Genomic DNA, 24861 nt, shown 5'->3' with positions numbered 1-24861 from the left:
ATTGGTTTAATTATTAATTGATCCTCCCTTAAGTCGGAGCTTTTTATAATTTCATTTTTTACTCTTTGATGAAGATGTTTATATGAAATTTTCTGATTATCTTTTGGATCATCACCAACCCAAATAATTGCAGTTTTATCTTTTTTATCTTTAAGGTGTCTATCAATACAGTTTGCGGATGCATTTAATGTCCCATCGTGAAACCATTTAATTCTTACTTCTTTAGAACTGTACTTAATATCTTTAATTTTTTTATAAGGTTTTATCCAACTTATTCTTTTTCCTTGTTTTTTCCAAAAACTATCATTATTTTTAATCGACTCATTATAACTTTTTTGATATTGAGATTTGTTTGCTAAGCTTGCTTTAACCCATTCACGTCTAGTTTTAATAATTAATTCAGTTGAAGAATTATTTTTGTCAATTTTTTTATTGGTTTTTTTTCTTAAGCTTTTTTTTCTCTTTTTTTTTATTTTTTTATTTTTTCTTTTAACTACTCTTTTCTTAAATTTATTTTTTCTCCTAACTACTTTTTTTTTGGAAGATTTTTTTATAGTTTTTTTTCTTTTCTTTTTTTTTGGCATAAAGTAAAAAATATATAACTAAATCTTACTCATCTTATTTAAAATTTTCCAGCTTTTAGAATCTATGGGCATCACTGATAATCTACTTTGCTTAACTAAAGATAAATGGCGTAATTCCTTGTTTTTTTTGATTTCTTCGAGACTTAAAGGTTTATCAAGTTTTCTCAAAAACTTAACAGTTACAGCAACGAATCGCCCAGTTTTATCAGTTCTATCCAAAAAAGCTTCATTGATCACCTCTACTACTCCAACTATTTGTTTTCCAATATTCGAATGATAAAAAAAACATTGATCTCCCTTCCTCATAGATCTTAGGTTATTGGCTGCTTGATAGTTTCTTACGCCATCCCAAGGTGCACCTTTGGAGCCTACTTTTTTTTGTTGATCAATTGACCAAACATCTGGCTCAGATTTTAACAACCAATATTTCATTATAGTTGCACACCAGCTCCTTTTAAAAATGCAGCATTTTCGTCCAGCGGCCACCGGGGTTTTGCTGGATAATCTAAATTACTAAACTGTTTAATCTTAAACTTTTCTAAACCTACCATAGCTATCATTGCTGCATTATCTCCACACAAATCAATAGGTGGAAAAATATGTTTATAATTATTCTTATGACAAAGTTTTGTGAGCATAGATCTAATTTTTTTATTGGCAGCAACACCTCCTGCTACAACAAATATTTTATTTTCAACCGTTTTGATTTTTTTAAACTCATCAAAAGCAATTTCAGTTTTTTTTTTTAGAATATCTTCAATTGTTTTTTGGAAAGAAGCAGCTATATCAAACTTATCTTGTTCGTTTTTAATATCTTTGCTTATTTTTAATATAGCTGTTTTAAGTCCTGCAAATGAGAGATTACACCCACCTTTATTAAATATTGGTTTAGGTAACTGAAATCTGTTTGGATTTCCCTTTTCAGCTAAGATTTCTATTTGTGGACCACCTGGAAATTTAATTCCAAGTAACTTAGCTGTTTTATCAAAAGCTTCTCCTAATGCATCATCAATAGTTGTTCCTAATCTTTTATATGAACCAATACCATTCACGGCTAAGAATTGAGTGTGTCCTCCTGAGATTAAAAGTAATAAATATGGATAACTTAATTTTGAATTAAGTTTTGGACTTAATGCATGACCCTCTAAATGGTTTACAGATATAAAAGGTATATTTAACGATGATGCTAAAGATTTTCCAAAACTAAGACCTACAGATAAACAAACAATTAATCCTGGTCCAGCAGTTGATGCTACAGCGTCTATATCTTCAATTTTTTTTCCACTATCATCAATTGCTCTTTGAACAATCCAGTCAATCTTTTCTATATGTGATCTAGCAGCAAGTTCGGGAACTACACCTCCAAAATCTTCATGTACTTCAACTTGGCTTGAGACAACACTTGATAAAATTATTGGTATTCCTTGTTCATTTTCAGTTATAATCGATGCAGCTGTTTCATCACAACTAGATTCAATCCCCAAAATTATTGGCTTTTTGTTCATTCAAATAGTTTTTATTAATAGTACAATCTCTTTACAAGCATGAAAAAAGAAAAAATTATTATTGGTTCAAGAGGTAGTAAATTAGCACTTATTTACGCTCAAAAAGTAAAAAATGAAATTATAAAAAGCTCCGACTTAAGGGAGGATCAATTAATAATTAAACCAATTGTTACTAAAGGTGATCAAGTTTTAGACAAAAGACTTTCTGAAATGGGTGGTAAAGGATTATTTTCAAAAAATATTGAAAGCGAATTAATAGATGGGAATATACATATAGCTGTTCATGCTCTAAAAGATATGCCAATAATTGAGACAGAAGGATTGTTAAACAATTTTTTTTTAAAGCGAAATGATCCAAGAGAAATTTTAATTAGTAAAGATAAAAAGAAACTTAAAGATTTAAAGCCAACTTCAATAATTGGAACCTCTTCATTTAGAAGAGAATTTCAAATTAAAAGTATCAGAAATGATGTTTTATGTAAATTGATTAGAGGTAATGTAGATACTCGATTAAAAAAACTAAGAGATGGCTCGTACGATGCAATAGTTCTTTCATCAGCAGGCATAAAAGCATTAAAATTAGAAAAAGAAATTGATCAAATATTTTTAATTCAAGAAATTATTCCTAGTGCAGGTCAGGGTGTCATTGCTATGCAATGTAGAGATGATGACAGTAGAACAATTGATTTGTTGAAAAAAGTAAATGATATTCCCACTTCTAAATGTGCTTTAGCAGAAAGAGATGTATTAAGAATTTTGGAAGGAGATTGTGAAACAGCAATAGGAGTACATGCGTTATTGAAAGATGATCAAATAACCTTAGAAGCAGAATTATTTTCTTTAGACGGTTCTGAAAGATTTTATGAAAAAAATACAAAAGATATAAAAGATTTTGACAAAATAGGTGTTGAAATTGGTAAAATTTTGAAAGAAAAATCAAAAGGTAGCTATAAAAAATAGATATGCATGTTTTGTTAACAAGACCATTAGATGATTGTTCCGATTTGATTCTTCGATTTAAAGAACTAGGTCATATAGTATCTCATTTACCTTTATTGTCTATTGAAATGGTTCCTTATGATGATAGTTCAATTTTGAATTGTAAAGGAATAATTTTTACAAGTGCAAATGCAATTAAATATTTAGACCTTAAAAAAATCGATAAGAATATAAAATGTTTTTGTGTTGGTTTAGCAACAGAAAAAAAAGCAAAAAATGCTGGATTTCAAAACATTATTTCAGCCGAAGGAAATGTAAGAAATCTTTTAGAGTTAATACAACAAAATTTTAACTCTAGTGATGGAAATTTAATTTATATAAGTGGAGAAGTTATTTCTTCAGATTTAGATAAAAAGTTAATTGATGAAGGATATTCTATTACTAGACTAATTAACTATAAAACAAATCATAACAAAAATTTTGAGAAAAGTTTTGTTGAAAAATTAAAGATTAATATGCCAGATATAGTTTATATTTATTCGCAAAATAGTGCTCTTAGTTTCTTAAATTTTATTAAAAATGAGAAAATAGAAAACCTATGGATGAACACTAATTTAATGTGTATGAGTGAAAAAAGCTCATCTATATTGAATGAAATTAAATGGAAGAAAATATTTATTTTTAATTCTGGAGAAGAGGAGTTTTTGTTATATAAAATTTAAGTATGGATTTAATAAATAATTTTTCGGAAATTTTTTTATCTGTCTGGAATAAAGGCATTCTTGGAGTAGATATATTTCAAATTTTGATTGGGATTGGTATTTTTTTAATCTTCTTAATTTTTCGTGGATTAATAAGCAAGCTTGTCATTAAAAAGTTAGAAATTATTTCAAAAAGAACAACCAATAAATTAGATGACACTTTTGTTCAGTCACTTATTGGTCCAGCGAGATTTTTGCCGATTGTTTTAGGTTTTTTTATAGCCAGTTATTATATGACTTTCTCGATTGAGGGAAGAGAGATAGTTGATACAATAAATAGGACTTTAATAACTATTTTAATTTTTTGGGTCATACATCAAATTATAGAACCTGTTTCGTACATTTTAAGTGGATTAGATAAATTATTAACAAGAGAACTTATAGGTTGGATCATTAAATCACTTAAAATATTAATTTTTATATTAGGACTTGCTGCTGTATTAGAATTATGGGGAATTAAGATAGGCCCAATAATTGCTGGACTAGGTTTATTTGGTGTTGCTGTTGCATTAGGTGCACAAGATTTATTTAAAAATTTGATTTCAGGAATTTTGGTTTTAGTTGAGAAAAGATTTAAAATTGGAGACTGGATTTCTGTTGAAGGTATTATTGAAGGAATAGTTGAAAAGATTGGTTTTAGATCAACAACAATAAGAAAGTTTGATAAATCTCTTGCAATTATTCCAAACTTTCAATTTGCAGAGAATGCTGTTATTAATGTTAGTGAAACTTCAAATTGGTTAATAAGCTGGATAATAACACTTCAATACGACACTACTGTAGAACAATTAAAAAAGATAAGAGATGAAATTGAAGATCATATAAATACTGGTAAAGATTATAATACTTCTATAGGTGTCGCAGTAAGAGTTGATAAATTTTCTGATAGCTCAATTGATATGTACGTAAGATGTTTTACAAACTCAAGTAGTTGGAATAACTGGCTCGATGTTAAGGAAAGATTAGCAATTGCAATTAAACAAATAGTAGAAAAAAATGGAGCTTCCTTTGCATTCCCAAGCCAATCTATTTATGTAGAAAAAAAATGATTGCAATTTTTTATCTAACATTACAGATATTAAAATTATATTCTTATGTTGTAATAGCTAATGTAATAATAAGTTGGTTAATTGCCTTTAATGTTCTAAACACACAAAATCGCTTTGTTTACTCAATTTTGGAATTAACTTATAAGTTAACAGAGCCATTTTTAAATCGTATCAGAAGATTTCTACCAAATTTAGGATCTTTGGATATTTCACCAATTATTCTGTTATTATTGATTTGGTTTATTGAAATTTGCATGAAAATCTATATTGCTCCATTAATATTTTAAAATTTATGATTTTAATTGATGGAAAAAAAGCTGCAGCAGAATTACGTGAAGAATTAAAACATGAGGTGTCCTCATTAAAAAAAAAATTTAATAAAGTCCCAGGCTTAACTGTAATTTTGATTGGTGACCTTACACCAAGTCAAATTTATGTAAGAAATAAGGAAAAATCCGCAAATGAGGTTGGGCTTAAATCAGAAGTTATAAGATATCCGGATACAATTGAGCAAAAAGTTGTTTTGGAAAAAATTAAGGAACTTAACAAAGACGATAGCGTTTCGGGCATTTTAGTTCAATTACCGTTACCTAAACATATTGATAAACAAAAAGTAATTCAAACAATTGATCCATCAAAGGATGTTGATGGTTTTCATCCCATGAATGTTGGCAACTTATCATCAGGTTATGATAGCTCTATTCCATGCACTCCACTTGGTTGTTATCTATTAATAAAAAAAACCGAACCAAACTTAAATGGAAAAAAAGCTGTAGTAGTTGGTCGATCAAATTTAAATGGAAAACCAATGACTCAATTACTTTTAAAAGAGAATTGCACTGTAACAATTACTCATTCTAAAACTAAAGATTTAAAATCTGAATGCTTGAAGGCAGATATTATTGTGGCAGCGGTTGGAATTCCAGAGCTTGTAAAAGGTGATTGGGTTAAAAAAGAGACAATTGTTATTGATGTTGGAATTAACAAAACTGAAAAAGGTATTGTAGGAGATGTAGATTTTGATGAAGTTTCAAAAGTTGCAAAAGCATTAACTCCTGTTCCTGGGGGAGTTGGACCAATGACCATTGCCTGTTTGCTGAAAAATACCATTGATTGTTTTAAAAGATCTCAAAAATAAAGGTTTTTTGAAAGTTTTTTTGTCTCAAATAAGAATAATTTAATTAAAATAATTTTAAATTTGATAATCTTATCTAATGAAAAGACCAAAGTACCATTACAGAATCGCAATTATAATGTTGATACTTACTGTGATACCCATAGGTGCAACTCAGCTTGGTTGGTATTTTTACAATCAACAAGTAGGGTTTGATTATGGAATGATTGCAGGAACTTTTTCAGTTATACTTGCAGCATATTTAATGTATCAAAAAGGTTGGAGAAATGAAGATGAAGATGAGGATTAAATCGTGGAAAAACTGATTTTTTTCGTTTTAGTAATTCCTATATTAGCATTTGTTTTATACCTTGGCGGGTCAGCTATCATGAAAGGATTTAAAGCAAAAGAAAAAAATAAATCTGAAGATAATCACGATGAAGACTTAAATGATTTAAAATCTTCAGAAAATTTAAGTGACGAATTGATGAAATTAAATGAACTCTTGCAGTCTGGAGCTTTAACACAAGAAGAATTTGATAAAGCAAAAAAAAAATTATTAGATAATTAAAAATTTTGTTTTCTTTAATAAAAAAAAAAATTCACATTATTCATAATATTTATATCAAAAATAGATTCTTTCTTAAAAAAAAAAGTTATTCTATGGATAAAGAAGATTTGAATATTCTAAATTTTTTTAAAAATAAAAAAGATGGATTTTATGTTGATGTTGGTTGTTTTCATCCAATTAATAGAAATAATACTCATTTATTGTATATGAATAATTGGCGAGGAATTAATATTGATATTAGCCAATTTTCTATTGATTTATTTAATTTTTTGCGGCCAGATGATCTAAATTATAAATGTGCAATTTCAGAAAAAAAACAAAATGTAAAAATTTTTTTTCAAAAAGAGCTCAGTCAACTAAGTACAACTAACGAAGAACAGGCAAACAAAGTATTTCAAGGAAGAATTAAAACAAAAGTAATGCAAGCTTACACTCTTAATGAAATTCTAGAAAACAGCAAGTATTGTAATAGAGAAATTGATTTGTTAGATATAGATGTTGAAGGAGCAGACTACAAAGTATTATTAGGGCTCAATTTTGAAAAATATAACCCAAAATTAATTTGTATAGAAATACATAATCAAGACATTCATAATGATGAAATCTATAAATTTTTAAAAAATAAAGGGTATCAACATATTTGGTCTGGTGTTTTTAGCCATTTATTTAAAAATTCATCATAGATTAAATATTTTCCATTAACCACAAACCATCTTGTCCTAAAAAGTAAATTTTTCCATTAGAAGGATGAACTTGTATATCTCTTATTCTTCCAATTTTATTTTTGAAAATAATTTCTTCTTTTACTTTTGATAAATCTTCAAAATTTAATTTTCTCAAAGACTGATCTTTAAGTGAAGTAATTAAAGCATGTCCGTTCCATTCATTAAATTCTTTTCCTTTATAAATAGATATTGCGCTAGTAGCGATAGATGGTGTCCAATAATGTATAGCTTTTGTGAAACCTGGTTTCCATTTTGGACCTATAGGAAGGCCAGAATAATTTGTTCCTCCCCATCCTAAAATTTTCCACCCATAATTTTCACCTTTTTTAACTTCACCAAACCAATCACCTCCTCTAGCACCATGATTGCTCATGTAAATCTTTCTATCGAAAGGGGATAAAGTTAAACCTTGAGGATTTCTGATACCTATTTGATAAATTTCAGGTAACCAGTCTGATTTTCCTTCGAATTTTGGATTATCTTTTGGGATTTTTCCATTCGTAAGGATTCTAATGATGCTCCCAGGATGCTTAGAAGGATCCTGTGCAATCATGCCTTTATTTCTCTCACCTACAGATGCAAATAAGTAATTATCTTTAATTACTATTCTTGATCCAAAATGATAACCAGAATCAATTGGTGGTTCTGCTTGAAAAATATTATAGAATTCCAATTTTTTTTTATCAAATTTAGCCTTAGCTATAGAAGTACTAGTTTTCCAATTACCTCTATTTTCAGTGTATGATATGTAAACATAATTATTTTTAAAAAGAATATCCATTAAACCACCTTGACCATGTTCTAAATAATTTAGATTATGATTAATCTCAGAAATTTTTTTGGAATTAAGATTTATTAATTTAATTTTTCCACTTTTCTCTGTAATTAGTAATTTTTCATTATTTATAAATGAAGATCCCCACGGATTATCTAGATTAATGATTTTTTTAAAACTTAAACTTTCTGCCAAAGAAACAGTAATATTAAACAAAAACAAGAATAAAAAAAAAGCAAGATTCTTCACTTTACGAAAGTTTTGATCTACCACCATCAACAGCTATTATTTGACCTGTAACCCATGAGCTGTCATCTGTAATAAGAAACTTTGCAAGTGAAGCAGAATCTTTACCCTCACCTAATCTTTTTAAAGGATGGGCTTTAGCTATACCATCCGCTAATGCTTTATTTTTTAACATTGGTTCAGCAATTTTTGAATTAGTCAAACTAGGTGCAATACAGTTCACCCTTATATTGGGGGCAAATTCTGCTGCCAATGAAACTGTTAAACCCTCAACCGCAGCTTTTGTAGATGCAATTATAGCATGATTTGTGAAACCTCTTTGAGCAGCAACTGTGGAAAATAAAACTACCGAACCTTTATTTTTTTTTAAATTATCTTGGTATCCTTTTATAACTTCGACAGCTGAATATAGATTTAGTTTCATACATTTGTTGAAATCTTGCTCGTTAACCATTCTTAAAGGTTTCAAATCAATTGAACCCACACAATAAGCAATACCTTTTACATCTGAAATATCGTTTTTAACTTTTTCTACAAATCCATCTTCCAAAACATCAGCTATCGTAAATGCACAACCTAATTTTTCAGAAATATTTTTTGTTTCATTCTCACTTCTTCCAACTAAATGAACTAAATTTCCTGAATTTACTAATTGTTCAGCTAAACTAGAACCGATGGATCCTGTCGCACCAAAAATAAGATATTTTTCTGACATAAAAAATTTTATTAGTTATATTTAAATATGAAGTTATTTTTTATACTGGGTAATCAATTATTTCCATCAAAATACTTGGACCGCTTCAAAAAAGACCACTTTTTTTTTATGGCCGAAGATTACCAATTATGTACCTATGAAAAACATCATAAACAAAAAATCCTCCTCTTCTTATCATCGATGCGTTCATATGCTGAAAACCTTAAAAAAGATAAATTTAAATTAGAGTATCTTAAAATTGAGGATAAAGAATTTAAATACGATTATTCAAAAAAATTAAAAAAAATAATTGATTCAAAAAAAATAAAAGAGATTTCAAGTTTTGAAGTTGAAGATAAATTTTTTGAGAAAAAAATAAATCAATTTCTTAAAAAAGAAAAAATAAAATGGAATGTTATACAAACTCCAATGTTTTTAAATTCAAGAGAAGAATTTAAACAATATCTATCCAAATCAAAAAAACCTTTTATGGCAACTTTTTATAAAGATGTTAGAAAAAAATCAGGGATATTGATGGGTTCGGATGGAAACCCAATTGGAGGTAAATGGAGCTTTGATGAAGATAATAGAAATAAATTACCAAAAAATATTTCTATTCCAAAGTTTCCAAAGATAAATGAAACTAATCATACAAAAAAATTAAAACCAATTATTGAGAAATTATTCAAAGATCATCCTGGTAAAATTGATAATTTCTGGTTTGCTACTGAATATAATGATGTCATAAAACTTTTAAATTTTTTTATAAAAGAAAAGTCAAATTTATTTGGTGACTATGAAGATGCTGTTGATCAAAAAGATAATATCTTATTTCATAGTGCATTAAGTCCATATGTAAACTTAGGTTTAATTACTCCAGAATTAATTATCAAAAAGATTTTAGAATTCCATAAAAGTAAAAAGATAAGATTAAATTCATTAGAGGGTTACATACGTCAGGTAATTGGTTGGAGAGAATTTATGAGAGGCATTTATCAAAGTTACTCAAATGAAATGGAAACAGGAAATTTTTTCAAACAAAATAGAAAAATGAAAAAATCGTGGTACGAAGGCACAACAGGATTGCCTCCACTAGATTATGCTATTAAAAATGCATTAAATCATGGATGGTCTCATCACATTGAAAGGTTAATGATTTTATCTAACATTATGAATCTTTGTGAAATAAAACCCACTATTGTTTACAAATGGTTTATGGAGATGTTTGTAGACTCTTCAGATTGGGTGATGGTGCCTAATGTTTATGGAATGGGATTGTTTAGTGATGGAGGAATATTTGCTACTAAACCTTATATATGTGGATCTAGTTACTTTATGAAAATGATGGATTTTAAAAAAGGTGAGTGGTGTAACACAATGGATGGACTGTATTGGAGATTTATTGACCGTAATAGAAAATTTTTTTTGAAAAATCCTAGACTTTCTATGATGGTAAGAATTTTTGATAAAATGAAAATTGAAAGAAAAAAATTAATTTTGTCAGCTGCAGATAAATTTATTAAACAAAATACAATTTAGTGAAAAAAGAAAATCTTCCCTCAAAAATTTGCCCTGTTTGTAAAAGACCTTTTGTTTGGCGTAAGAAATGGAAGCTAAATTGGGAAAGAGTAAAATATTGTTCTAAGAAGTGTTCTAGGCTAAGCTGAGATAATTGAACATAATAATTTTACAACATATTAAAATTGAAGATCCTGGTTACATTAAAGATCTTATGTTAGCTGATGGATTAAACCTTACCACCATTGAGCTAGACGAAGATGAAAAAATTCCAAATGATTTAAGTAAATTTGATGGCATGCTCTGTATGGGCGGTCCAATGGATACTTTTATGGAAAAAAAATATCCTTGGTTAATTGAGGAAAAAAAAAGAATTAAAGAGTTTGTTGTTGATCTAAAAAAACCTTATTTAGGTTTTTGCTTAGGTTGTCAGCTATTAGGAGAGGTTGTTGGTGGCAAGGTTGTAAAATCAAGTCCAGCAGAGATTGGTATGATGGATATCAATTTTACTAAAGAAAAAAATCAAGATAATTTGTTTTCTAAATTTCCTGATAAAATTAAAAGTTTGCAATGGCATTCTTACGAAGTTCAAGGAATTGATAAAAATCAGGATATTACTTTATTAGCATCATCTCCAGTAACTAAGTATCAGATTTTTAAATATCAACATCATGCATATGGTATTCAATTTCATATAGAAATAAAAAATACAACAGTTAATCAGTGGGGTTGTGTACCAGAATATAAAAAGGCACTTGAGGATCATCTTGGTGATGGAGCATTAAAGAAATTCGATCAAGCTGCTAAAAATAATATGACAGATATGAATAATTATTCCAAAATTTTATACAACAATTTTAAGTCACTCTTATGAGCAAAAAAAGAAAAAAAATGAAAAAGAAAAATCCAATGGCAAAATTATTAAGTTCACCGATGTTAAGAAATAAAATAGTAAAAAATAAAAAAAAAATTTATAATAGAAAAAAATTCAAATTGGAAAGTGAATAAAAGAAATGAATAATAAAATTTTTGAATGGGCTGGCGTTATTACAGCAATATTGTACTCATTATTTGTAGCGATGAATATTGGTATAGAGTTTTTTGGTTTCTGCTTATTACTTATATCTGCAATTTTAATTGGAATTTGGGCTCATAGGGGTGGTCATAGAGGAATATTATTCTTACAATTCTTTTATGCAACAGCTGGTATTATTGGAATGTTTAGGTGGTTTTAGTTGAAACTTGTAATTATTTTAGGAATATAATTTTTAAAATTATAAAAACCTTTATTACAATATTGCCAAGAATATTGATCGAGTTTTCTATATAAAAAATCTAATTTTAAATTATTTGAATTTAAATAATCCAGGTTTTCACCAACAGTTGGATATAACGCAATGACTTTCTCATTAATATCCTTAATTTCACTTATATCAACTACATCACAATCAATAGATTTATCATTCAATCTTTGTTTTTGGTCATTAATTAAAAGTGATTTAAATTTTATAACTTTTTCGCTTAGTTTGATAGATCTATTTTCATTTTTATTCGAAATTAAATATATCTTTTTAAATTTATCATTTTGGAAATCAGTGGTTTCAAATGATAGATTATTTTCAAAAATTAAAAGATTTCTATTATCTATATTCTTATTGTTAAAATCCTGTTTCATAATTGAATAATTTTTTTTTGAAATTTTAGGAGTAGCGTTCTCGTTTAATTTAATATTATTAAATCTATTATTAGTGAATTTCTTGATATTCCATTCACTCGCTAAATAATGTTTTCCTTGTGTTTGAACACCTGCTACCCATCTCCAGCCAAGGGTGTTAGATGCGGCGTCCCCATCATAAAGATGTTGCATAAAAAATTCAGCTCCTAATTGCCAAGGTAATTCTAAAGTAAAAATCCAAATACTAGCAAACCACATTCTTGTATGATTATGTAAATAATTATTTTCTTTCAGTTCATTTACCCATTCATTAAAGCATTCAATGTTTGTTTTTCCTTCAATTGCGGAAATATATTCTTTATTATTCTGAAATTCCTTTTTTATTTCATTTAATTCAAAAAGATAATCTGTCCAAACATTTGGTCTTAATTCTAACCAACCTTTCCAATATGTTCTCCATAAAATTTCTTGAACAAATTTTTCGATTTTTGAAAAGGATAATTTAGATAAAGATTTTTTTAAAATCTCTTTTTCACTAATTATTCCATGAGTAATATAAGGAGATAGACAAGAAACATTTGATCTTTTCCCTGGTCCAAAATCAAAATTTCTTAATTTTGAGTATTCGGAGAGATTTTTTTCAATAAATTGATCTAATTTCTCAATGGCTTTTGCCCTTGAATATTCAAACTTCATAATAATTTAAGATCTTAATTTTTTTTTATGATAATTGATAAATTTTTCAACATTCAATTTATTAAATGTTTTATTTTCTTCAAAAGAAACTTTCTTTAATGAATATGCAGAACTTTTAGTTTGTCTAGACCAAATGATCACATTACCCTTATAAAGTTTAAGTTTAACTGATCCATTTACTTTATTTTTTTTAGTATCTATAATTTTTTGAAGTTTAAATCTTTCTTTCGAATACCAATAACCATTATAAATAAGTTCTGCATATCTTGACATTATTTGATCTTTTTTATGCACTGTTTCTTTATCTAAGGTTACAGACTCAATTGCTCTATGAGCTTTAATTAATAATGTCCCACCTGGAGTTTCATATACACCTCTAGATTTTATTCCTATGAATCTATTTTCAACTAAGTCTTCTCTTCCAATTCCATTTTTACCAGCAAGTTGATTGAGTTTGTCTAATAATTTTGATGGAGATAATTTTCTTCCATTAATTCCGATTGGATCACTGTTTTTAAAATCAATAGTTACAAATGATGGTTTTTTCGGAGCTTTTTCAGGAGAAGTGGTTCTTTGAAAAATAAACTCAGGAGCTGGATTTTTTGGATTTTCTAAAATTTTACCCTCAGTTGATGTATGAAATAAATTATCATCAATAGAAAAAGGAGGAGCACCTTTTTTGTCTTTAGGAATTTTTATTTTATATTTTTTTGCGTAATTTATTAGATCAGTTCTAGATTTAAGTTTCCAAATTCTCCAAGGGGCTATGATTTTTATTTTTGGTCCAAAATAATGATAACCTAATTCAAATCTTATCTGATCATTTCCTTTACCAGTTGAACCATGAGAAACAGCATAAGCTTTAAATTTTTTTGCAACTCTTATTTGATCTTTTGCAATTAATGGTCTGGCAATCGAAGTACCTAATAAATAAACACCTTCATAAATTGCGTGACCTCTTATCAGAGGAAAAATATAATCTTTAACAAAAGTATTTTTTAAATCTTCAATAATGATATTTTTAACTCCGAGTTTTTTTGCATTTGAAATAATTTTTTTTCTGTCAATTTTTTGGCCTATATTTGCCGTATAACAAATAATTTCAGCGTTATAATTTTTTTGAAGCCATTTTAAAATTACGGATGTATCTAATCCTCCTGAATATGCTAAAACAATTTTTTTTTTTGATCTCATTAATTAGCTGCAAGCTGTTTTTGCAGCATTGTAAGCTTTTGTAAAACCTAAAAGGGAGTAATGGTCTATTGTTTGTGATCCTTTTTGGTTATATCCTGTGATCATAATTCGAGATCCTTTTTTCATAACTTTAACCATTTTTTTTTCAATTTTATTATCAGCTATCCAAGCAAAGCCTTGTTGTATAATATCAAATTTTATTTTATTTTTTCCTGAAGTAGCTGTTACAGAATTATTTTTGTTAAATTCATACCCAGAGCTTGCACTTATTTCATCAGTAATTTTTTCACTTGGCCTAAAAGTAACAAATAATCTAGCGTCTCTTTTATTAGATTTTGGAGCTTGTAAAACAGGAGAAGATTGTGCAAAACAAACAGTGCCAGTTGGTTCAACTAAAATCATAGTTTTCCAATCTTTATACTTACCGATTTGTTTTAGGTCTTGTGCTTGAGCAGTTGATAGAAAAAACAAAATAGTAACTGAAAATAAAATAATAATTCTTTTAGTTATGGACATGGGTTTGGATAAATTTTTTGTATCTCATTAATTTCATTAATAATTTCTTTGGTTAAATTTATATTTACACTTTCTATATTAGTTTTCAACTGCTCCATTGTTGTGGCACCGATGATTACTGAAGTAACAAAGGGTTGAATTTCTAAAAATTTTAAACTCATTTGTGCTAGATCTAAATTGTGTTTTTGTGATATTTCATAATAAGCATCTATAGCTTTTCCGGAGTTAGGTTTATTGTATCTAGTCCAGAAGTCTTTATGTAACGCTATCCTAGACTTTTCAGGTAATTGATTATTTCTGTATTTTCCCGAGAGATATCCACATGCGAGTGGTGAATAAGCAAGTAATCCAGCTTTTTCTCTAACAGACATTTCTGCAAGACCAACTTCATAAGTTCTATTAAGAAGATTGTAGGGATTTTGAACTGATAGCATCCTTGGAAGACTTTTATCCTCAGATATTTCTAAAAATTTTGATAAACCCCAAGGTGTTTCATTTGATAATCCAATATATCTTATTTTTCCTTGATCTATAAATTTCTTCAGATTTTCTAAAATATCTTCAAACTTTGTCCATTCACCATCATCTTCGTGTTCATAACCTAATTTTCCAAAAAAATTTGTATTTCTTTCTGGCCAGTGAAGTTGATATAAATCTATGTAATCAGTTTTTAATCTTTTTAGACTTCCTTCTAAAGCTTTAGTTATATTTTTTTTACCGAACTGGTTACCGCCCCCTCTAACATACTCTCGCATTGGTCCACATACTTTAGAAGCAAGAATTATCTTTTTTCTATTTTTAGTTTTTTCAAACCAATTACCTATAATTTCTTCTGTGCTACCAAAAGTTTCTTCTCTTGGAGGAATTGAATAGATTTCTGCTGTGTCCCAAAAGTTTACTCCTTTATCTAATGCATAATTCATCTGATCAAATCCCTCAGCTTCAGTATTTTGCTCTCCCCAAGTCATTGTACCGAGACAAATTGTACTTACATCTAGATCAGTATTTCCTAATTTTTTGTAATTCATTTAGGTTTTTTATGTAAATTTTATTTAACAATCTTTTAAGGCATCTTGAATAATTAGTAAAAGACTATATATTTTGCCAATATGGAATTTGACAAAAAAGGAATACTTGCAAGAGCTAAAGCTGCAGCACAAGAAACTGCGGTAACAGATGAAGGTTTAAGAGCCTACATGCTTAAAGTTTATAATTATATGGCAACTGGTATTTTGCTTACTGGAATAATCGCACTCTTAACATTCAAATGGTCAGTTGTTACAGATGCCTCTGGATCCATTGTGGGATTAACACAAATTGGTAATGCCATCTATTTATCAGGATTGAAGTGGCTGGTAATGTTAGCTCCGCTAGGAATTGTTTTTTATATGAGTTTTGGAATAAATAAGATGAGTGCATCGAAAGCTCAAACTACTTTTTGGATTTTTGCAGCTCTAATGGGGTTATCTTTGTCTTCAATTTTATTAGTTTACACTGGTATGAGCGTAACAAGAGTGTTTTTCATTACATCTGCAACATTTGGTGCAATGAGTATATATGGTTACACTACCAAAAGAGACCTTACTAAATTAGGATCTTTTTTGATGATGGGACTAATTGGAATTATAATTGCTTCATTAGTTAATATTTTTATGAAATCGACAATGATGTACTTTGTGATTTCAATTTTAGGAGTTTTGATATTTGTGGGACTGACTGCATATGATACTCAAAAAATTAAAAATATGTATACAGCCTCAGATTCTGGGGAACTAATGGGTAAAAAAGCTGTAATGGGAGCTTTAACTCTTTATCTTGATTTCATAAATCTATTTATTATGCTCTTAAGACTTTTTGGTCAAAGAAGATAATTTTAGTCTTTAAGTTTTTTCCAGTTTGTATTTTTAAGTAACAAACTCAAATCATGTGAATTTTTTAAAATTTTACCATTTGTATCAGTAATTAAATATTTTAGATTTTTACTTTTAGGCTTGAAATTTTTACAAATTTTATAAAGTGCGTTTTCTGCAGCATTTTTGAACACACTAAATCCGACTTGTCTGCTTGATATATTTAAACCATAATCTTTCCAAGATCCCTCCGAAACCATTTTAGCATACAAGTCTAATATTATTTTTAATTCTTCTTTTTCAAAAAAATATTTATCTTCTATTATTTTATGGTTGTTGTTGATGATTAACTTTAAGTTACTACTCATTTATTTTATATTTATTGATTAAACCAATTTGAAAACCAGTAAAAATAATTGTTATTGGAAGCATTCCCCAAACTTTGAAATTGACCCAAAATTCCTCTGTTTGAGTTCTCCATACAAATTCATTTAGTAAAGCGAGCCCAAAGAAAAAAAACATCCATCTTCTATTAAGTATTTCCCAACCAACATCTGTTAAAGGTATTGATTTACCCATAATCTTTTTTAAGATCGGCTCTTTGGTAAAGTACTTTCCAAAAAATAAAGCAAGTGCAAACATAATGTTAATTATAGTCGGTTTTATGTAAATAAATATTGGATCATTGAAATAAATAGTTAATCCTCCAAAAAAAGTTATTAAGATTCCACTCAATAAAGGCATTGGAGGTATTTTTTTTTCAAAAATCCAAACGATAATTAATGATATTAATGTCGCAATTATTAGTGGGGGTATCGCTATAGAGATATCTTTATCATTCCTATAGTAGTATAAAAAAAATATTGCAAGAGGTCCAAAATCTGTGAGAAATTTAAAAAAAGATTTATTCACTTAAAAGATATTAACATAATTAGGCTCTTCATAAAAACTTTATATTTTTTCTTATTGATTTTTAATTTTAAATCTCCATATTAAAAGCAATGTCAGTACAAAAAGCAAAATTTTCAATTGGAGATATCGTAAAGCACAAGCATTTTGAATTCAGAGGTGTAATTCACGATGTTGATTTTGAATTTAATAATTCAGAAGAGTGGTATCAATCAATTCCAAAAAATGTAAGACCCAGAAAAGATCAGCCGTTTTATCATTTATTAGCCGAGAATGATGAAATAACATATGAAGCATATGTATCAGAGCAAAACCTTTTAATTGATGACTCTGATGAGCCGATTAAACATCCTCTGATAGAAGAGATTTTTTCAGGTAAAAAAGGGTCTAGTTATTTTAAGCCTTCAAATTAAGAAATACATTATTTAAACACATTTAGTTCAAATCTTAGACATAGACTTAAATTAATCTATTCTGATTATCTGATCAGGAGTGTTAAATTTACCCCTAAACATTATCTCCCTCTACATTCTTGATCAGATATATTTTTCGTACTAAAACAATCCTAAAATAAACTATGTTTAAATTTTTAGAACCAAACAGAATATTTTTAATTACATCAAAAGCACCAAAGTATGTAATGGCATTATTCATTGTGGTGTTTTTTTTAGGTTTAGTTGAGTCTTTAATTCTATCTCCAGAGGATTACAAACAAAGTCATTCTGTCAGAATAATGTATGTACATGTACCTGCAGCTTGGATTTCATTAGGAATTTTTTCCTCTATAACCTTGTTATCACTAAGTGGATTTATTTTTAAAAACAAACACTTATTTTTAATCGCAAAAAGTTTAGCTCCCTCAGGGCTAGTTTTTAATATCATTGCTTTAGTTACTGGTTCGATATGGGGGAAACCTACGTGGGGAACTTGGTGGGCATGGGATGCACGAATTACATCGATGTTAATTTTGGCTTTATTTTATCTGATGTATTTGATTGCATGGAGAATTTATGCAGATAAAGAGAATGTTTTTAAGATAACAACTATCATAACTATTTTTGGAATTATTAATGTACCAATTATAAAATATTCTGTTGATTGGTGGAATACTTTACACCAACCCGCTTCGATAAACTTATTATCCAAAACCTCAATTCATCCCTCAATGTTATTTCCATTACTAATAATGACTGCGGCATTTACTCTATTTTCTTTGCTGATTTTTTTAATGAAATATAATACAGAACTGATAAAAATTAAAAATAAAGGCTTAGACAGATTATGATTAATGAACTGTTACATATGAATGGATACGGAATTTATGTTTGGTCTTCATTTTCTTTTACATTTTTAAGTTTTTTAACTTTATATGTAGTGATTAAAATTCAATATATTAAAGAAAGAAATAAATTTGTGTCTAAATACGGAAACCTAGATTCTAAAAAAGCTGAAGTTGCAAGATCTCGAATTATCAATAAAGAAATTTTATCTAGCAGCCAGAGCATTTAACTTTTAAACCATGTATGGTCAAAAAGTTAAATTAAGATTTTTTTTTATAGTTTTAATTTTTTTATCTTTAATTTTATCAACTTATTTAGTTCTAAAATCTTTAGAGGAAAATGTAGTTTATTTTAAATCTCCCTCAGATGTAAAAGAATTAGGAGAACTAGAAAATAAAAAAATTAGAATCGGTGGTATGGTTAAAAAAAACTCTATAGATATATCAAGTAATGAAATAAATTTCATAATAACAGACTTTAAAAATGAAATTAATGTTACTTATTCTGGAGTTGTGCCTAATCTTTTTTCTGAAGGCAAAGGAGTAGTTGCTGAAGGGTTTTTAAAGGATAGATCTTTTTTCAAAGCTTCAAAAATTCTGGCTAAACATGATGAAAATTATATGCCGCCAGAGGTAAAAGAGGCTATAGGAGAAAAATAAATGTTATATAGTTCTTTAGGATATTATGCTCTTCTTCTAGGATTTGTTTCTTCTTTACCAATCTTTTTCTTCTCAATTAAAAATTTTAAAGATAAACAAATATTAGATTATAAAATAATAACTTTTTCATTTATCCAATTATTTTTAGTTTTTATAAGTTTCTTAGGATTAATTTTTTCTTTTATTTATTCAGATTTCAGTAATGAAACTGTATTTAATAATTCTCATACCACAAAACCTTTATTCTATAAGATAGTAGGTACCTGGGGTAACCATGAGGGGAGTTTGTTATTATGGTTATTAGTTTTAACTTTATTTATTTTTATATTTTTGATCAAATCAAGAGAATTGTTAAAAAAATATAGAATATTGACTGTACTTTTTCAACAAATAATAATTATTGGATTTTTTATTTTTTTAATAAAATCATCTAACCCATTTAATTATTTATTCCCAGTACCAAAAGAAGGAATGGGTCTTAATCCAATTTTACAAGACCCTGCTTTAGCTATTCACCCTCCAATTTTGTATTTAGGTTACGTTGGTTCTTCAATTATTTTCTCTAGTGTTCTTGCAGCAACTACATTGAATTATATTTCAAAAACTTGGGCTGTGCATATTAAAAATTGGGTACTGGCCTCGTGGATATTTTTAACTTTAGGAATTTTGTTAGGATCAATCTGGGCTTATTATGAGTTGGGATGGGGAGGTTTCTGGTTTTGGGATCCAGTCGAAAACGTTTCATTAATGCCATGGCTAGCACTTACGACTTTATTGCATTGTATTTTAGTTTTAGAAAAAAGGTCTTCTTTAAGTTCTTGGGTTATAATTTTATCAATAACCACTTTTACACTAAGTATGTGTGGAACATTTTTAGTACGTTCTGGAATTTTAAATTCAGTTCATACTTTTGCTAATGACCCTGAAAGAGGTTTATATATATTAACTTTTTTATTCATATTGATTTTTATTTCTTTATTTATTTTTTTTGCTTTTCATAAATTAGAAAAAGATAAATCATTTTCTTTTTCTATAATTAGCAAAGAGACATCATTATTAATTAATAATTGGTTTATGATGTATTTTTTATCTGTAGTTTTAGTTGGGACTATTTATCCAATATTTTTAGATGTATTATCATCTGAACAAATTTCTGTTGGCCCACCTTTTTATCACAAATTAATTGCTCCTTTTTTAATTCCGTTTTTAATTTTTATGGCAATTGGTCCCCAACTAAAATGGATAAAGTCAGAAATCATTGGAAAATTTTATTTGGTTGTAATTTTTATAATATCTATGTTGATATCTTTTCTAATTATAAAAAAATTAAATGTTAATCTTTTAATCAACACTGTATTGATTGGAAGTGCTCTATATTTATTTCTTGTAAATATTCGAGATTTTTTTTCAAAAAAATTTAAAAATACTTCTCAAAATTTATCGCATTTTGGATTTAGTCTTTTAATTCTTAGTATTTTATTTAACAATATTTTTTCAAGTGAAATAATAACAAATTTAAAAGTAGGTGAAAAATTTGACAATAATAAATTTCAAATAATCTTTAACGATTTGAAAAAATTTGAAGAAAAAAATTATATATCTTTTAAAGGATATTTTTCTATCAAGGAAAATGATCTAGAAGATAAATTGCAACCTGAGCTCAGAATTTATAATCAACCAAACATCATAACTAGTGAAGCTGATATTAAAACCACATTTTTTAATGATAAATTTATAACTATGAATACAGTTAAAGATGAGGAATATTTTAATATTAGATATCAAGTAAAACCTTTCATGCTCTGGATATGGGTATCTGTATTATTGATTTCTGCAGGTGGAATTTTAAGTTTTTTTACAAGAAGGATCGAATGAAAAATAAGATTATTTATTCATTAACAATTATTTCTTTTATTTTTTTGTTTGTAATTTTTTATAAAGGATTAAAAAAGCCAAATTTTTATCAGCCAAAAAGCGAGTTAAAAAAAAATATTCCTTATTTTTCTTCAATAAATTTTTTTGAGAAGGAAATAATAAATTCTGAAGATATTTTTAATCAAAACAAATTTTACTTGTTCAACATTTGGGCGTCTTGGTGTGTGCCTTGTAAGGATGAACATATGTTTCTCGTTAATTTAAGTAAAATTAATAATTTAGAAATAATTGGCTTAAATTATAAGGATAACTATGAAAATGCTAAAAAATTTATTAAAGAATTAGGAAATCCATATAATAAGATTTTAGTTGATAAAGATGGTACAATCGCAATTGAATGGGGAGCTTACGGAGTCCCTGAAACATTTTTAATTCATCAAAACCAAATTATAAAAAGAATAATTGGCCCGCTTAATACTAAAACAATGAAGGACATTGAAAGTTTTTTAAAATGAAGATACTTAAAATTATTTTAATTTTAGTTTTATTTTCAAACTTAACTCAATTAAAGGCTGACGAATTTGAGTTACAAACTAAGATAACCAAAAATTTGAGATGTTTAATTTGCCAAGGTCAATCTGTTTATGACTCAGATTCAGAATTTGCTAATAGTTTAAAAATTGTAGTTAATAAAAAAATAGATGAAGGTTTATCTGAAGATCAAATTTATAATTTTTTGTCTGGAAAATATGGAGAGTGGATTTTATATGATCCAAAATTAAATAAAAATACTTATTTATTATGGTTTTTACCTCTATTGATCTTCTTATTTGGTGGTGCAATAATATTGAAAAAAACAAATAAAAATTATTAAATAATCTGTTAAGAAGATAAGTAAATATGAAAAAAATAATTTTAATTTTAATAATAATTATGTCGTCTTTTAACTTAACTTTTGCTGAAGAAGTTAAGACAAATGAACATCAGTTAAATTTTTTTACAGGTAATTTTGATTTTAGTGATCATAAACAAAAATCTATTTTAGTTGGTTTTCAACATCAAAATGAAAACTTAAATAGGACCACTTTTCTAGGAAACGTATCTCCAATTACAGGTGGCTTTTTAACAGAGAATTCTGCTGCCTATATTTATACTGGAGTTGAATGGAATGTAGATATGGGAGGATTAACATTAACTCCAAGTTTTGCACCTGGACTATATCATGAAGGAGATGGTAAAGATTTGGGTCATGTGTTAGAATTTAAATCCGAGGTTCAATTATCCTATGCTGCTTCAGAGAGGTCGAGTTTAAGTGTTTCCTATAACCATGTATCAAATGCTAGCCTTGGAGATAAAAACCCTGGAGCAAATAGTTACATGTTCAATTTCATAAAAAATTTTTAAAATAGGCTCATGAATTTGAATGATTGCCATAATTTTAGTGACTTTAGAAAACTAGCTAAAAAGAAACTACCTTCACCAATTTTTCATTATATTGATGGTGCAGCAGATGATGAAATCACATATGCTAGAAATACAAGTGCATTTGATGATGTTGATTTAGTTCCGAATGTTTTAAGAGGTGTCGAAAATGTTGATTTATCAACAACAATTTTTGGTAAAAAATTAGATTTACCTTTTTATTTATCGCCAACTGCTCTCCAAAGATTATTCCATTATGATGGTGAAAGAGCTGTAGGAAAAGCAGCTAAAAAATTTAATACAATGTTTGGTGTTTCTGCCTTAGCAACAGTTAGCGTTGAAGAAATATCATCTATGATTGATACGCCTAAAATGTTTCAGTTTTATTTTCATAAAGACAGAGGTTTAAACGACTCTTGTCTGGAGCGAGCTAAAGCAGCTAAATTTGATGTAATGGCTTTAACAGTTGATACTATCACAGGAGGAAATCGTGAAAGAGATTTAAGAACTGGTTTTACATCCCCACCAAAGTTAACTTTGTCTAGTTTATTTAGTTTTGCAACAAAACCAATGTGGGGAATAAACTATTTAACAAAAGGAAAATTTGAATTGCCACATCTACAAGATTTTGTGAAAGAGGGCACAAGCACAAACTCTTCTATTGGAAATTATTTTTCCACTATGTTGGACCAATCTATGAATTGGAAAGATGCGGAAAAACTTTGTTCTCAATGGGGAGGGCATTTTGCACTTAAAGGTATTATGAGTGTAGAGGATGCAAAAAAAGCAGTTGATATAGGATGCACTGGTATAATGGTTTCAAATCATGGTGGGCGTCAACTTGATGGATCAAGATCACCATTCGATCAACTTGCAGAAATTGTTGATGCTGTTGGAGATAAACTTGATGTTATATGTGAAGGAGGAATTCATAGAGGCACTCATATGCTCAAAGCGTTATCGCTTGGCGCAAAAGCTTGTTCTGGTGGAAGACTTTATCTCTATGCTCTAGCTGCAGCTGGTCAACCAGGTGTTGAAAGAGCCTTGGAACTTTATAAATCTGAATTAGTTAGAGATATGAAATTAATGGGATGTACGAAAATATCGGATTTGAATAGAAATAACTTAAGATTTAGAAGATAGTGAGTCTACAAAATTGTTATAACTTTCAAGACTTCAGAAAACTTGCAAAGAAAAAATTACCTTCACCAATATTCCACTATATTGATGGTGGTGCTGATGATGAAGTAACCCTTAAAAGAAATACACACTCTTTTGAGGATTGTGACTTAGTTCCCAATGTTTTAGCAAGTGTTGGAAAACCAGACTTATCTACAACTATTTTTGGCAAAAAAATTGATATGCCAATTTTTTTATCACCATGTGCTATGCAAAGACTTTATCATCATGATGGTGACAAAGCTTCAGCTAAAGCAGCAGATAAATTTGGAACATTTTATAGTATGTCTACAATGGCAAATAATACGATAGAAGAGATTTCAAATATCTCTGGTGGTCCAAAATTATTTCAACTTTATGTGCATAAAGATCAATCCATCACTAATGATTTGATAGATCGTTGTAGAAGATCAGGATTTGATGGGATGTGCTTAACAGTTGATACTTTAGTTGCAGGTAATAGAGAAAGGGATCACCGAACTGGTTTTACAACTCCACCAAGATTAACTTTACAAAGTTTGATGAGTTTTGCATTTCATCCAAGTTGGGTGTTTAATTATCTTACTCATGGTAAATTTAAGTTAGCGAATGTTGCCACTAAAACTGACAAAGGGACTAATATTGCTAAATCAGTTATTGAATATATTAATGAACAATACGATCCAGCAATGAACTGGAAGGATGCTGAATATTGTGTAAAAAAATGGAACGGTCCTTTTGCGTTAAAAGGAGTAATGTCAGTTGAAGATGCAAGAAGAGCAATAGATATAGGGTGTACAGCTATAATGATTTCAAACCATGGTGGAAGACAACTTGACGGATCCAGGTCTCCATTTGATCAAGTAAAAGCGATTTCAGATGCTGTAGGGGACAAGCTTGAAATTATTCTTGATGGAGGTGTAAGAAGAGGAACGCATGTATTAAAAGCCATAGCTGCAGGAGCAAAAGCTTGTAGTTTTGGAAAAATGTTTTTGTTCTCTTTGGCCGCAGGAGGTCAACAAGGTGTTGAACATTTGCTTAAAACTATGCACGATGAAATAAATAGAAATATGGTTTTAATGGGGTGTAAGAACTTAAAAGAGTTGAATAGTTCAAAATTAATCTATAGAAAATAAAGAGGAAAAA

The 24861-nt window shown here is 28.2% G+C and carries 34 protein-coding genes; 23 read left to right on the top strand and 11 right to left on the bottom strand.

Going from position 1 to position 24861, the window contains the following annotated elements; all coding sequences use genetic code 11:
- From AMN70_RS02255 to tsaD, 3 genes are all read right to left on the bottom strand, one after another.
- On the bottom strand, window positions 1-584 hold a 584-nt coding region (locus tag AMN70_RS02255), incomplete at its 3' end, for an acetyl-coenzyme A synthetase N-terminal domain-containing protein (protein WP_306452508.1).
- An 18-nt stretch (window positions 585-602) separates the two neighbouring features.
- Window positions 603-1016 (bottom strand): EVE domain-containing protein, encoded by a 414-nt coding sequence (locus AMN70_RS02250; RefSeq protein WP_075501389.1) that lies wholly within the window; start codon window positions 1014-1016, stop codon window positions 603-605.
- Entirely contained in the window at window positions 1016-2089 is a 1074-nt protein-coding gene (gene tsaD, locus AMN70_RS02245) for a tRNA (adenosine(37)-N6)-threonylcarbamoyltransferase complex transferase subunit TsaD (protein WP_075501388.1), read from the bottom strand. The genes AMN70_RS02250 and tsaD overlap by 1 nt, the downstream gene beginning before the upstream one ends.
- Window positions 2090-2128: 39 nt before the next feature.
- Here tsaD and hemC point away from each other — a divergent pair, with 39 nt between their 5' ends.
- From hemC to AMN70_RS02205, 8 genes are all read left to right on the top strand, one after another.
- Window positions 2129-3049, top strand: coding sequence for a hydroxymethylbilane synthase (gene hemC, locus AMN70_RS02240; protein ID WP_075501387.1), 921 nt, complete (start codon window positions 2129-2131; stop codon window positions 3047-3049).
- Between the two features lie 2 nt (window positions 3050-3051).
- Window positions 3052-3750 carry a uroporphyrinogen-III synthase gene (locus AMN70_RS02235; protein ID WP_075501386.1) on the top strand — a complete coding sequence of 233 codons (699 nt, stop codon included), beginning with the start codon at window positions 3052-3054 and terminating at the stop codon, window positions 3748-3750.
- Window positions 3751-3752: 2 nt separating this feature from the next.
- Complete coding sequence (locus tag AMN70_RS02230) at window positions 3753-4838, top strand: mechanosensitive ion channel family protein (RefSeq protein WP_075501385.1); 1086 nt, start codon at window positions 3753-3755, stop codon at window positions 4836-4838.
- Window positions 4835-5125, top strand: coding sequence for a YggT family protein (locus tag AMN70_RS02225; protein ID WP_075501384.1), 291 nt, complete (start codon window positions 4835-4837; stop codon window positions 5123-5125). The genes AMN70_RS02230 and AMN70_RS02225 overlap by 4 nt, the downstream gene beginning before the upstream one ends.
- Before the next feature lie 5 nt (window positions 5126-5130).
- On the top strand, window positions 5131-5976 hold the full coding sequence (locus AMN70_RS02220; protein ID WP_075501383.1) for a bifunctional 5,10-methylenetetrahydrofolate dehydrogenase/5,10-methenyltetrahydrofolate cyclohydrolase: 846 nt from the start codon (window positions 5131-5133) through the stop codon (window positions 5974-5976).
- 76 nt (window positions 5977-6052) lie between these two features.
- Window positions 6053-6262 (top strand): hypothetical protein, encoded by a 210-nt coding sequence (locus AMN70_RS02215; RefSeq protein ID WP_075501382.1) that lies wholly within the window; start codon window positions 6053-6055, stop codon window positions 6260-6262.
- A gap of 3 nt (window positions 6263-6265) precedes the next feature.
- Window positions 6266-6523 carry an SHOCT domain-containing protein gene (locus tag AMN70_RS02210; RefSeq protein WP_075501381.1) on the top strand — a complete coding sequence of 86 codons (258 nt, stop codon included), beginning with the start codon at window positions 6266-6268 and terminating at the stop codon, window positions 6521-6523.
- Window positions 6524-6615: 92 nt separating this feature from the next.
- Window positions 6616-7206, top strand: a complete 591-nt coding sequence (locus AMN70_RS02205) for an FkbM family methyltransferase (RefSeq protein WP_143323401.1) — start codon at window positions 6616-6618, stop codon at window positions 7204-7206.
- Window position 7207: 1 nt separating this feature from the next.
- On the opposite strand, the gene AMN70_RS02200 is transcribed toward AMN70_RS02205, so the two are convergent.
- Window positions 7208-8299, bottom strand: a complete 1092-nt coding sequence (locus tag AMN70_RS02200; protein WP_075501379.1) for a PQQ-dependent sugar dehydrogenase — start codon at window positions 8297-8299, stop codon at window positions 7208-7210.
- On the bottom strand, window positions 8274-8984 hold the full coding sequence (locus AMN70_RS02195) for an SDR family NAD(P)-dependent oxidoreductase (RefSeq protein WP_075501378.1): 711 nt from the start codon (window positions 8982-8984) through the stop codon (window positions 8274-8276). Before AMN70_RS02195 ends, AMN70_RS02200 begins: the two co-directional genes overlap by 26 nt.
- A gap of 27 nt (window positions 8985-9011) precedes the next feature.
- On the opposite strand from AMN70_RS02195, the gene AMN70_RS02190 reads away from it, so the two are divergent.
- The 4 genes from AMN70_RS02190 to AMN70_RS02175 all read left to right on the top strand — a co-directional run bounded on the left by AMN70_RS02190 (window position 9012) and on the right by AMN70_RS02175 (window position 11716).
- Window positions 9012-10502, top strand: coding sequence for a cryptochrome/photolyase family protein (locus AMN70_RS02190; RefSeq protein ID WP_075501377.1), 1491 nt, complete (start codon window positions 9012-9014; stop codon window positions 10500-10502).
- Entirely contained in the window at window positions 10502-10630 is a 129-nt protein-coding gene (locus tag AMN70_RS02185) for a DUF2256 domain-containing protein (protein ID WP_075501376.1), read from the top strand. The genes AMN70_RS02190 and AMN70_RS02185 overlap by 1 nt, the downstream gene beginning before the upstream one ends.
- A gap of 5 nt (window positions 10631-10635) precedes the next feature.
- Window positions 10636-11355 (top strand): type 1 glutamine amidotransferase, encoded by a 720-nt coding sequence (locus tag AMN70_RS02180; RefSeq protein ID WP_075501375.1) that lies wholly within the window; start codon window positions 10636-10638, stop codon window positions 11353-11355.
- Window positions 11356-11494: 139 nt separating this feature from the next.
- Window positions 11495-11716: a hypothetical protein gene (locus AMN70_RS02175; RefSeq protein WP_075501374.1), complete on the top strand. Its 222-nt coding sequence runs from the start codon at window positions 11495-11497 to the stop codon at window positions 11714-11716.
- Here AMN70_RS02175 and AMN70_RS02170 read toward each other — a convergent pair.
- From AMN70_RS02170 to AMN70_RS02155, 4 genes are read right to left on the bottom strand one after another with little or no spacing between them, the layout of a single operon-like run.
- Window positions 11713-12852 (bottom strand): FAD-binding domain-containing protein, encoded by a 1140-nt coding sequence (locus tag AMN70_RS02170; protein WP_075501373.1) that lies wholly within the window; start codon window positions 12850-12852, stop codon window positions 11713-11715. The genes AMN70_RS02175 and AMN70_RS02170 overlap by 4 nt on opposite strands.
- Window positions 12853-12858: 6 nt before the next feature.
- Entirely contained in the window at window positions 12859-14046 is a 1188-nt protein-coding gene (locus AMN70_RS02165) for an argininosuccinate synthase (RefSeq protein WP_075501372.1), read from the bottom strand.
- A 3-nt stretch (window positions 14047-14049) separates the two neighbouring features.
- Window positions 14050-14562: an invasion associated locus B family protein gene (locus tag AMN70_RS02160; protein ID WP_075501371.1), complete on the bottom strand. Its 513-nt coding sequence runs from the start codon at window positions 14560-14562 to the stop codon at window positions 14050-14052.
- Window positions 14553-15590, bottom strand: coding sequence for an NADP(H)-dependent aldo-keto reductase (locus AMN70_RS02155; protein ID WP_075501370.1), 1038 nt, complete (start codon window positions 15588-15590; stop codon window positions 14553-14555). Before AMN70_RS02155 ends, AMN70_RS02160 begins: the two co-directional genes overlap by 10 nt.
- A gap of 81 nt (window positions 15591-15671) precedes the next feature.
- Between AMN70_RS02155 and AMN70_RS02150 the strand changes: the two genes are divergently transcribed.
- A complete protein-coding gene (locus tag AMN70_RS02150; protein WP_075501369.1) occupies window positions 15672-16433 on the top strand; it encodes a Bax inhibitor-1/YccA family protein in 762 nt (253 codons plus the stop codon).
- Window positions 16434-16435: 2 nt separating this feature from the next.
- On the opposite strand, the gene AMN70_RS02145 is transcribed toward AMN70_RS02150, so the two are convergent.
- Window positions 16436-16780 carry a DUF2794 domain-containing protein gene (locus tag AMN70_RS02145; protein ID WP_075501368.1) on the bottom strand — a complete coding sequence of 115 codons (345 nt, stop codon included), beginning with the start codon at window positions 16778-16780 and terminating at the stop codon, window positions 16436-16438.
- A complete protein-coding gene (locus tag AMN70_RS02140) occupies window positions 16773-17324 on the bottom strand; it encodes a septation protein A (RefSeq protein ID WP_075501367.1) in 552 nt (183 codons plus the stop codon). Before AMN70_RS02140 ends, AMN70_RS02145 begins: the two co-directional genes overlap by 8 nt.
- Before the next feature lie 89 nt (window positions 17325-17413).
- Between AMN70_RS02140 and hspQ the strand changes: the two genes are divergently transcribed.
- The 10 genes from hspQ (at window position 17414) to AMN70_RS02090 (ending at window position 24851) form a co-directional block, all read left to right on the top strand.
- Entirely contained in the window at window positions 17414-17734 is a 321-nt protein-coding gene (gene hspQ / locus AMN70_RS02135; protein ID WP_075501366.1) for a heat shock protein HspQ, read from the top strand.
- 164 nt (window positions 17735-17898) lie between these two features.
- The gene (ccmC, locus tag AMN70_RS02130) at window positions 17899-18606 is read left to right on the top strand and encodes a heme ABC transporter permease CcmC (RefSeq protein WP_075501365.1); all 708 of its coding nucleotides are present in this window, start codon (window positions 17899-17901) and stop codon (window positions 18604-18606) included.
- Window positions 18607-18623: 17 nt separating this feature from the next.
- On the top strand, window positions 18624-18830 hold the full coding sequence (ccmD, locus tag AMN70_RS02125; protein WP_256998025.1) for a heme exporter protein CcmD: 207 nt from the start codon (window positions 18624-18626) through the stop codon (window positions 18828-18830).
- Between the two features lie 10 nt (window positions 18831-18840).
- The gene (gene ccmE / locus AMN70_RS02120; protein WP_075501363.1) at window positions 18841-19260 is read left to right on the top strand and encodes a cytochrome c maturation protein CcmE; all 420 of its coding nucleotides are present in this window, start codon (window positions 18841-18843) and stop codon (window positions 19258-19260) included.
- Window positions 19261-21135 carry a heme lyase CcmF/NrfE family subunit gene (locus tag AMN70_RS02115; protein WP_075501362.1) on the top strand — a complete coding sequence of 625 codons (1875 nt, stop codon included), beginning with the start codon at window positions 19261-19263 and terminating at the stop codon, window positions 21133-21135. It abuts the gene before it with no gap.
- Window positions 21132-21650 carry a DsbE family thiol:disulfide interchange protein gene (locus AMN70_RS02110; protein ID WP_075501361.1) on the top strand — a complete coding sequence of 173 codons (519 nt, stop codon included), beginning with the start codon at window positions 21132-21134 and terminating at the stop codon, window positions 21648-21650. The genes AMN70_RS02115 and AMN70_RS02110 overlap by 4 nt, the downstream gene beginning before the upstream one ends.
- Entirely contained in the window at window positions 21647-22009 is a 363-nt protein-coding gene (locus AMN70_RS02105) for a cytochrome c-type biogenesis protein (protein WP_075501360.1), read from the top strand. Before AMN70_RS02110 ends, AMN70_RS02105 begins: the two co-directional genes overlap by 4 nt.
- Window positions 22010-22035: 26 nt before the next feature.
- Window positions 22036-22539 (top strand): acyloxyacyl hydrolase, encoded by a 504-nt coding sequence (locus AMN70_RS02100; RefSeq protein WP_075501359.1) that lies wholly within the window; start codon window positions 22036-22038, stop codon window positions 22537-22539.
- Window positions 22540-22548: 9 nt separating this feature from the next.
- Window positions 22549-23700 carry an alpha-hydroxy acid oxidase gene (locus tag AMN70_RS02095; RefSeq protein WP_075501358.1) on the top strand — a complete coding sequence of 384 codons (1152 nt, stop codon included), beginning with the start codon at window positions 22549-22551 and terminating at the stop codon, window positions 23698-23700.
- Window positions 23700-24851, top strand: coding sequence for an alpha-hydroxy acid oxidase (locus AMN70_RS02090; RefSeq protein ID WP_075501357.1), 1152 nt, complete (start codon window positions 23700-23702; stop codon window positions 24849-24851). The genes AMN70_RS02095 and AMN70_RS02090 overlap by 1 nt, the downstream gene beginning before the upstream one ends.
- Window positions 24852-24861 lie beyond the last annotated feature (10 nt).

The organism is Candidatus Pelagibacter communis (genome assembly GCF_001179925.1).
GTDB classification, from domain to species: Bacteria; Pseudomonadota; Alphaproteobacteria; order Pelagibacterales; family Pelagibacteraceae; genus Pelagibacter; species Pelagibacter ubique_E.
Note: the sequence above shows the minus strand (reverse complement) of the source record. Positions and strands in the feature narration are given on the sequence as shown.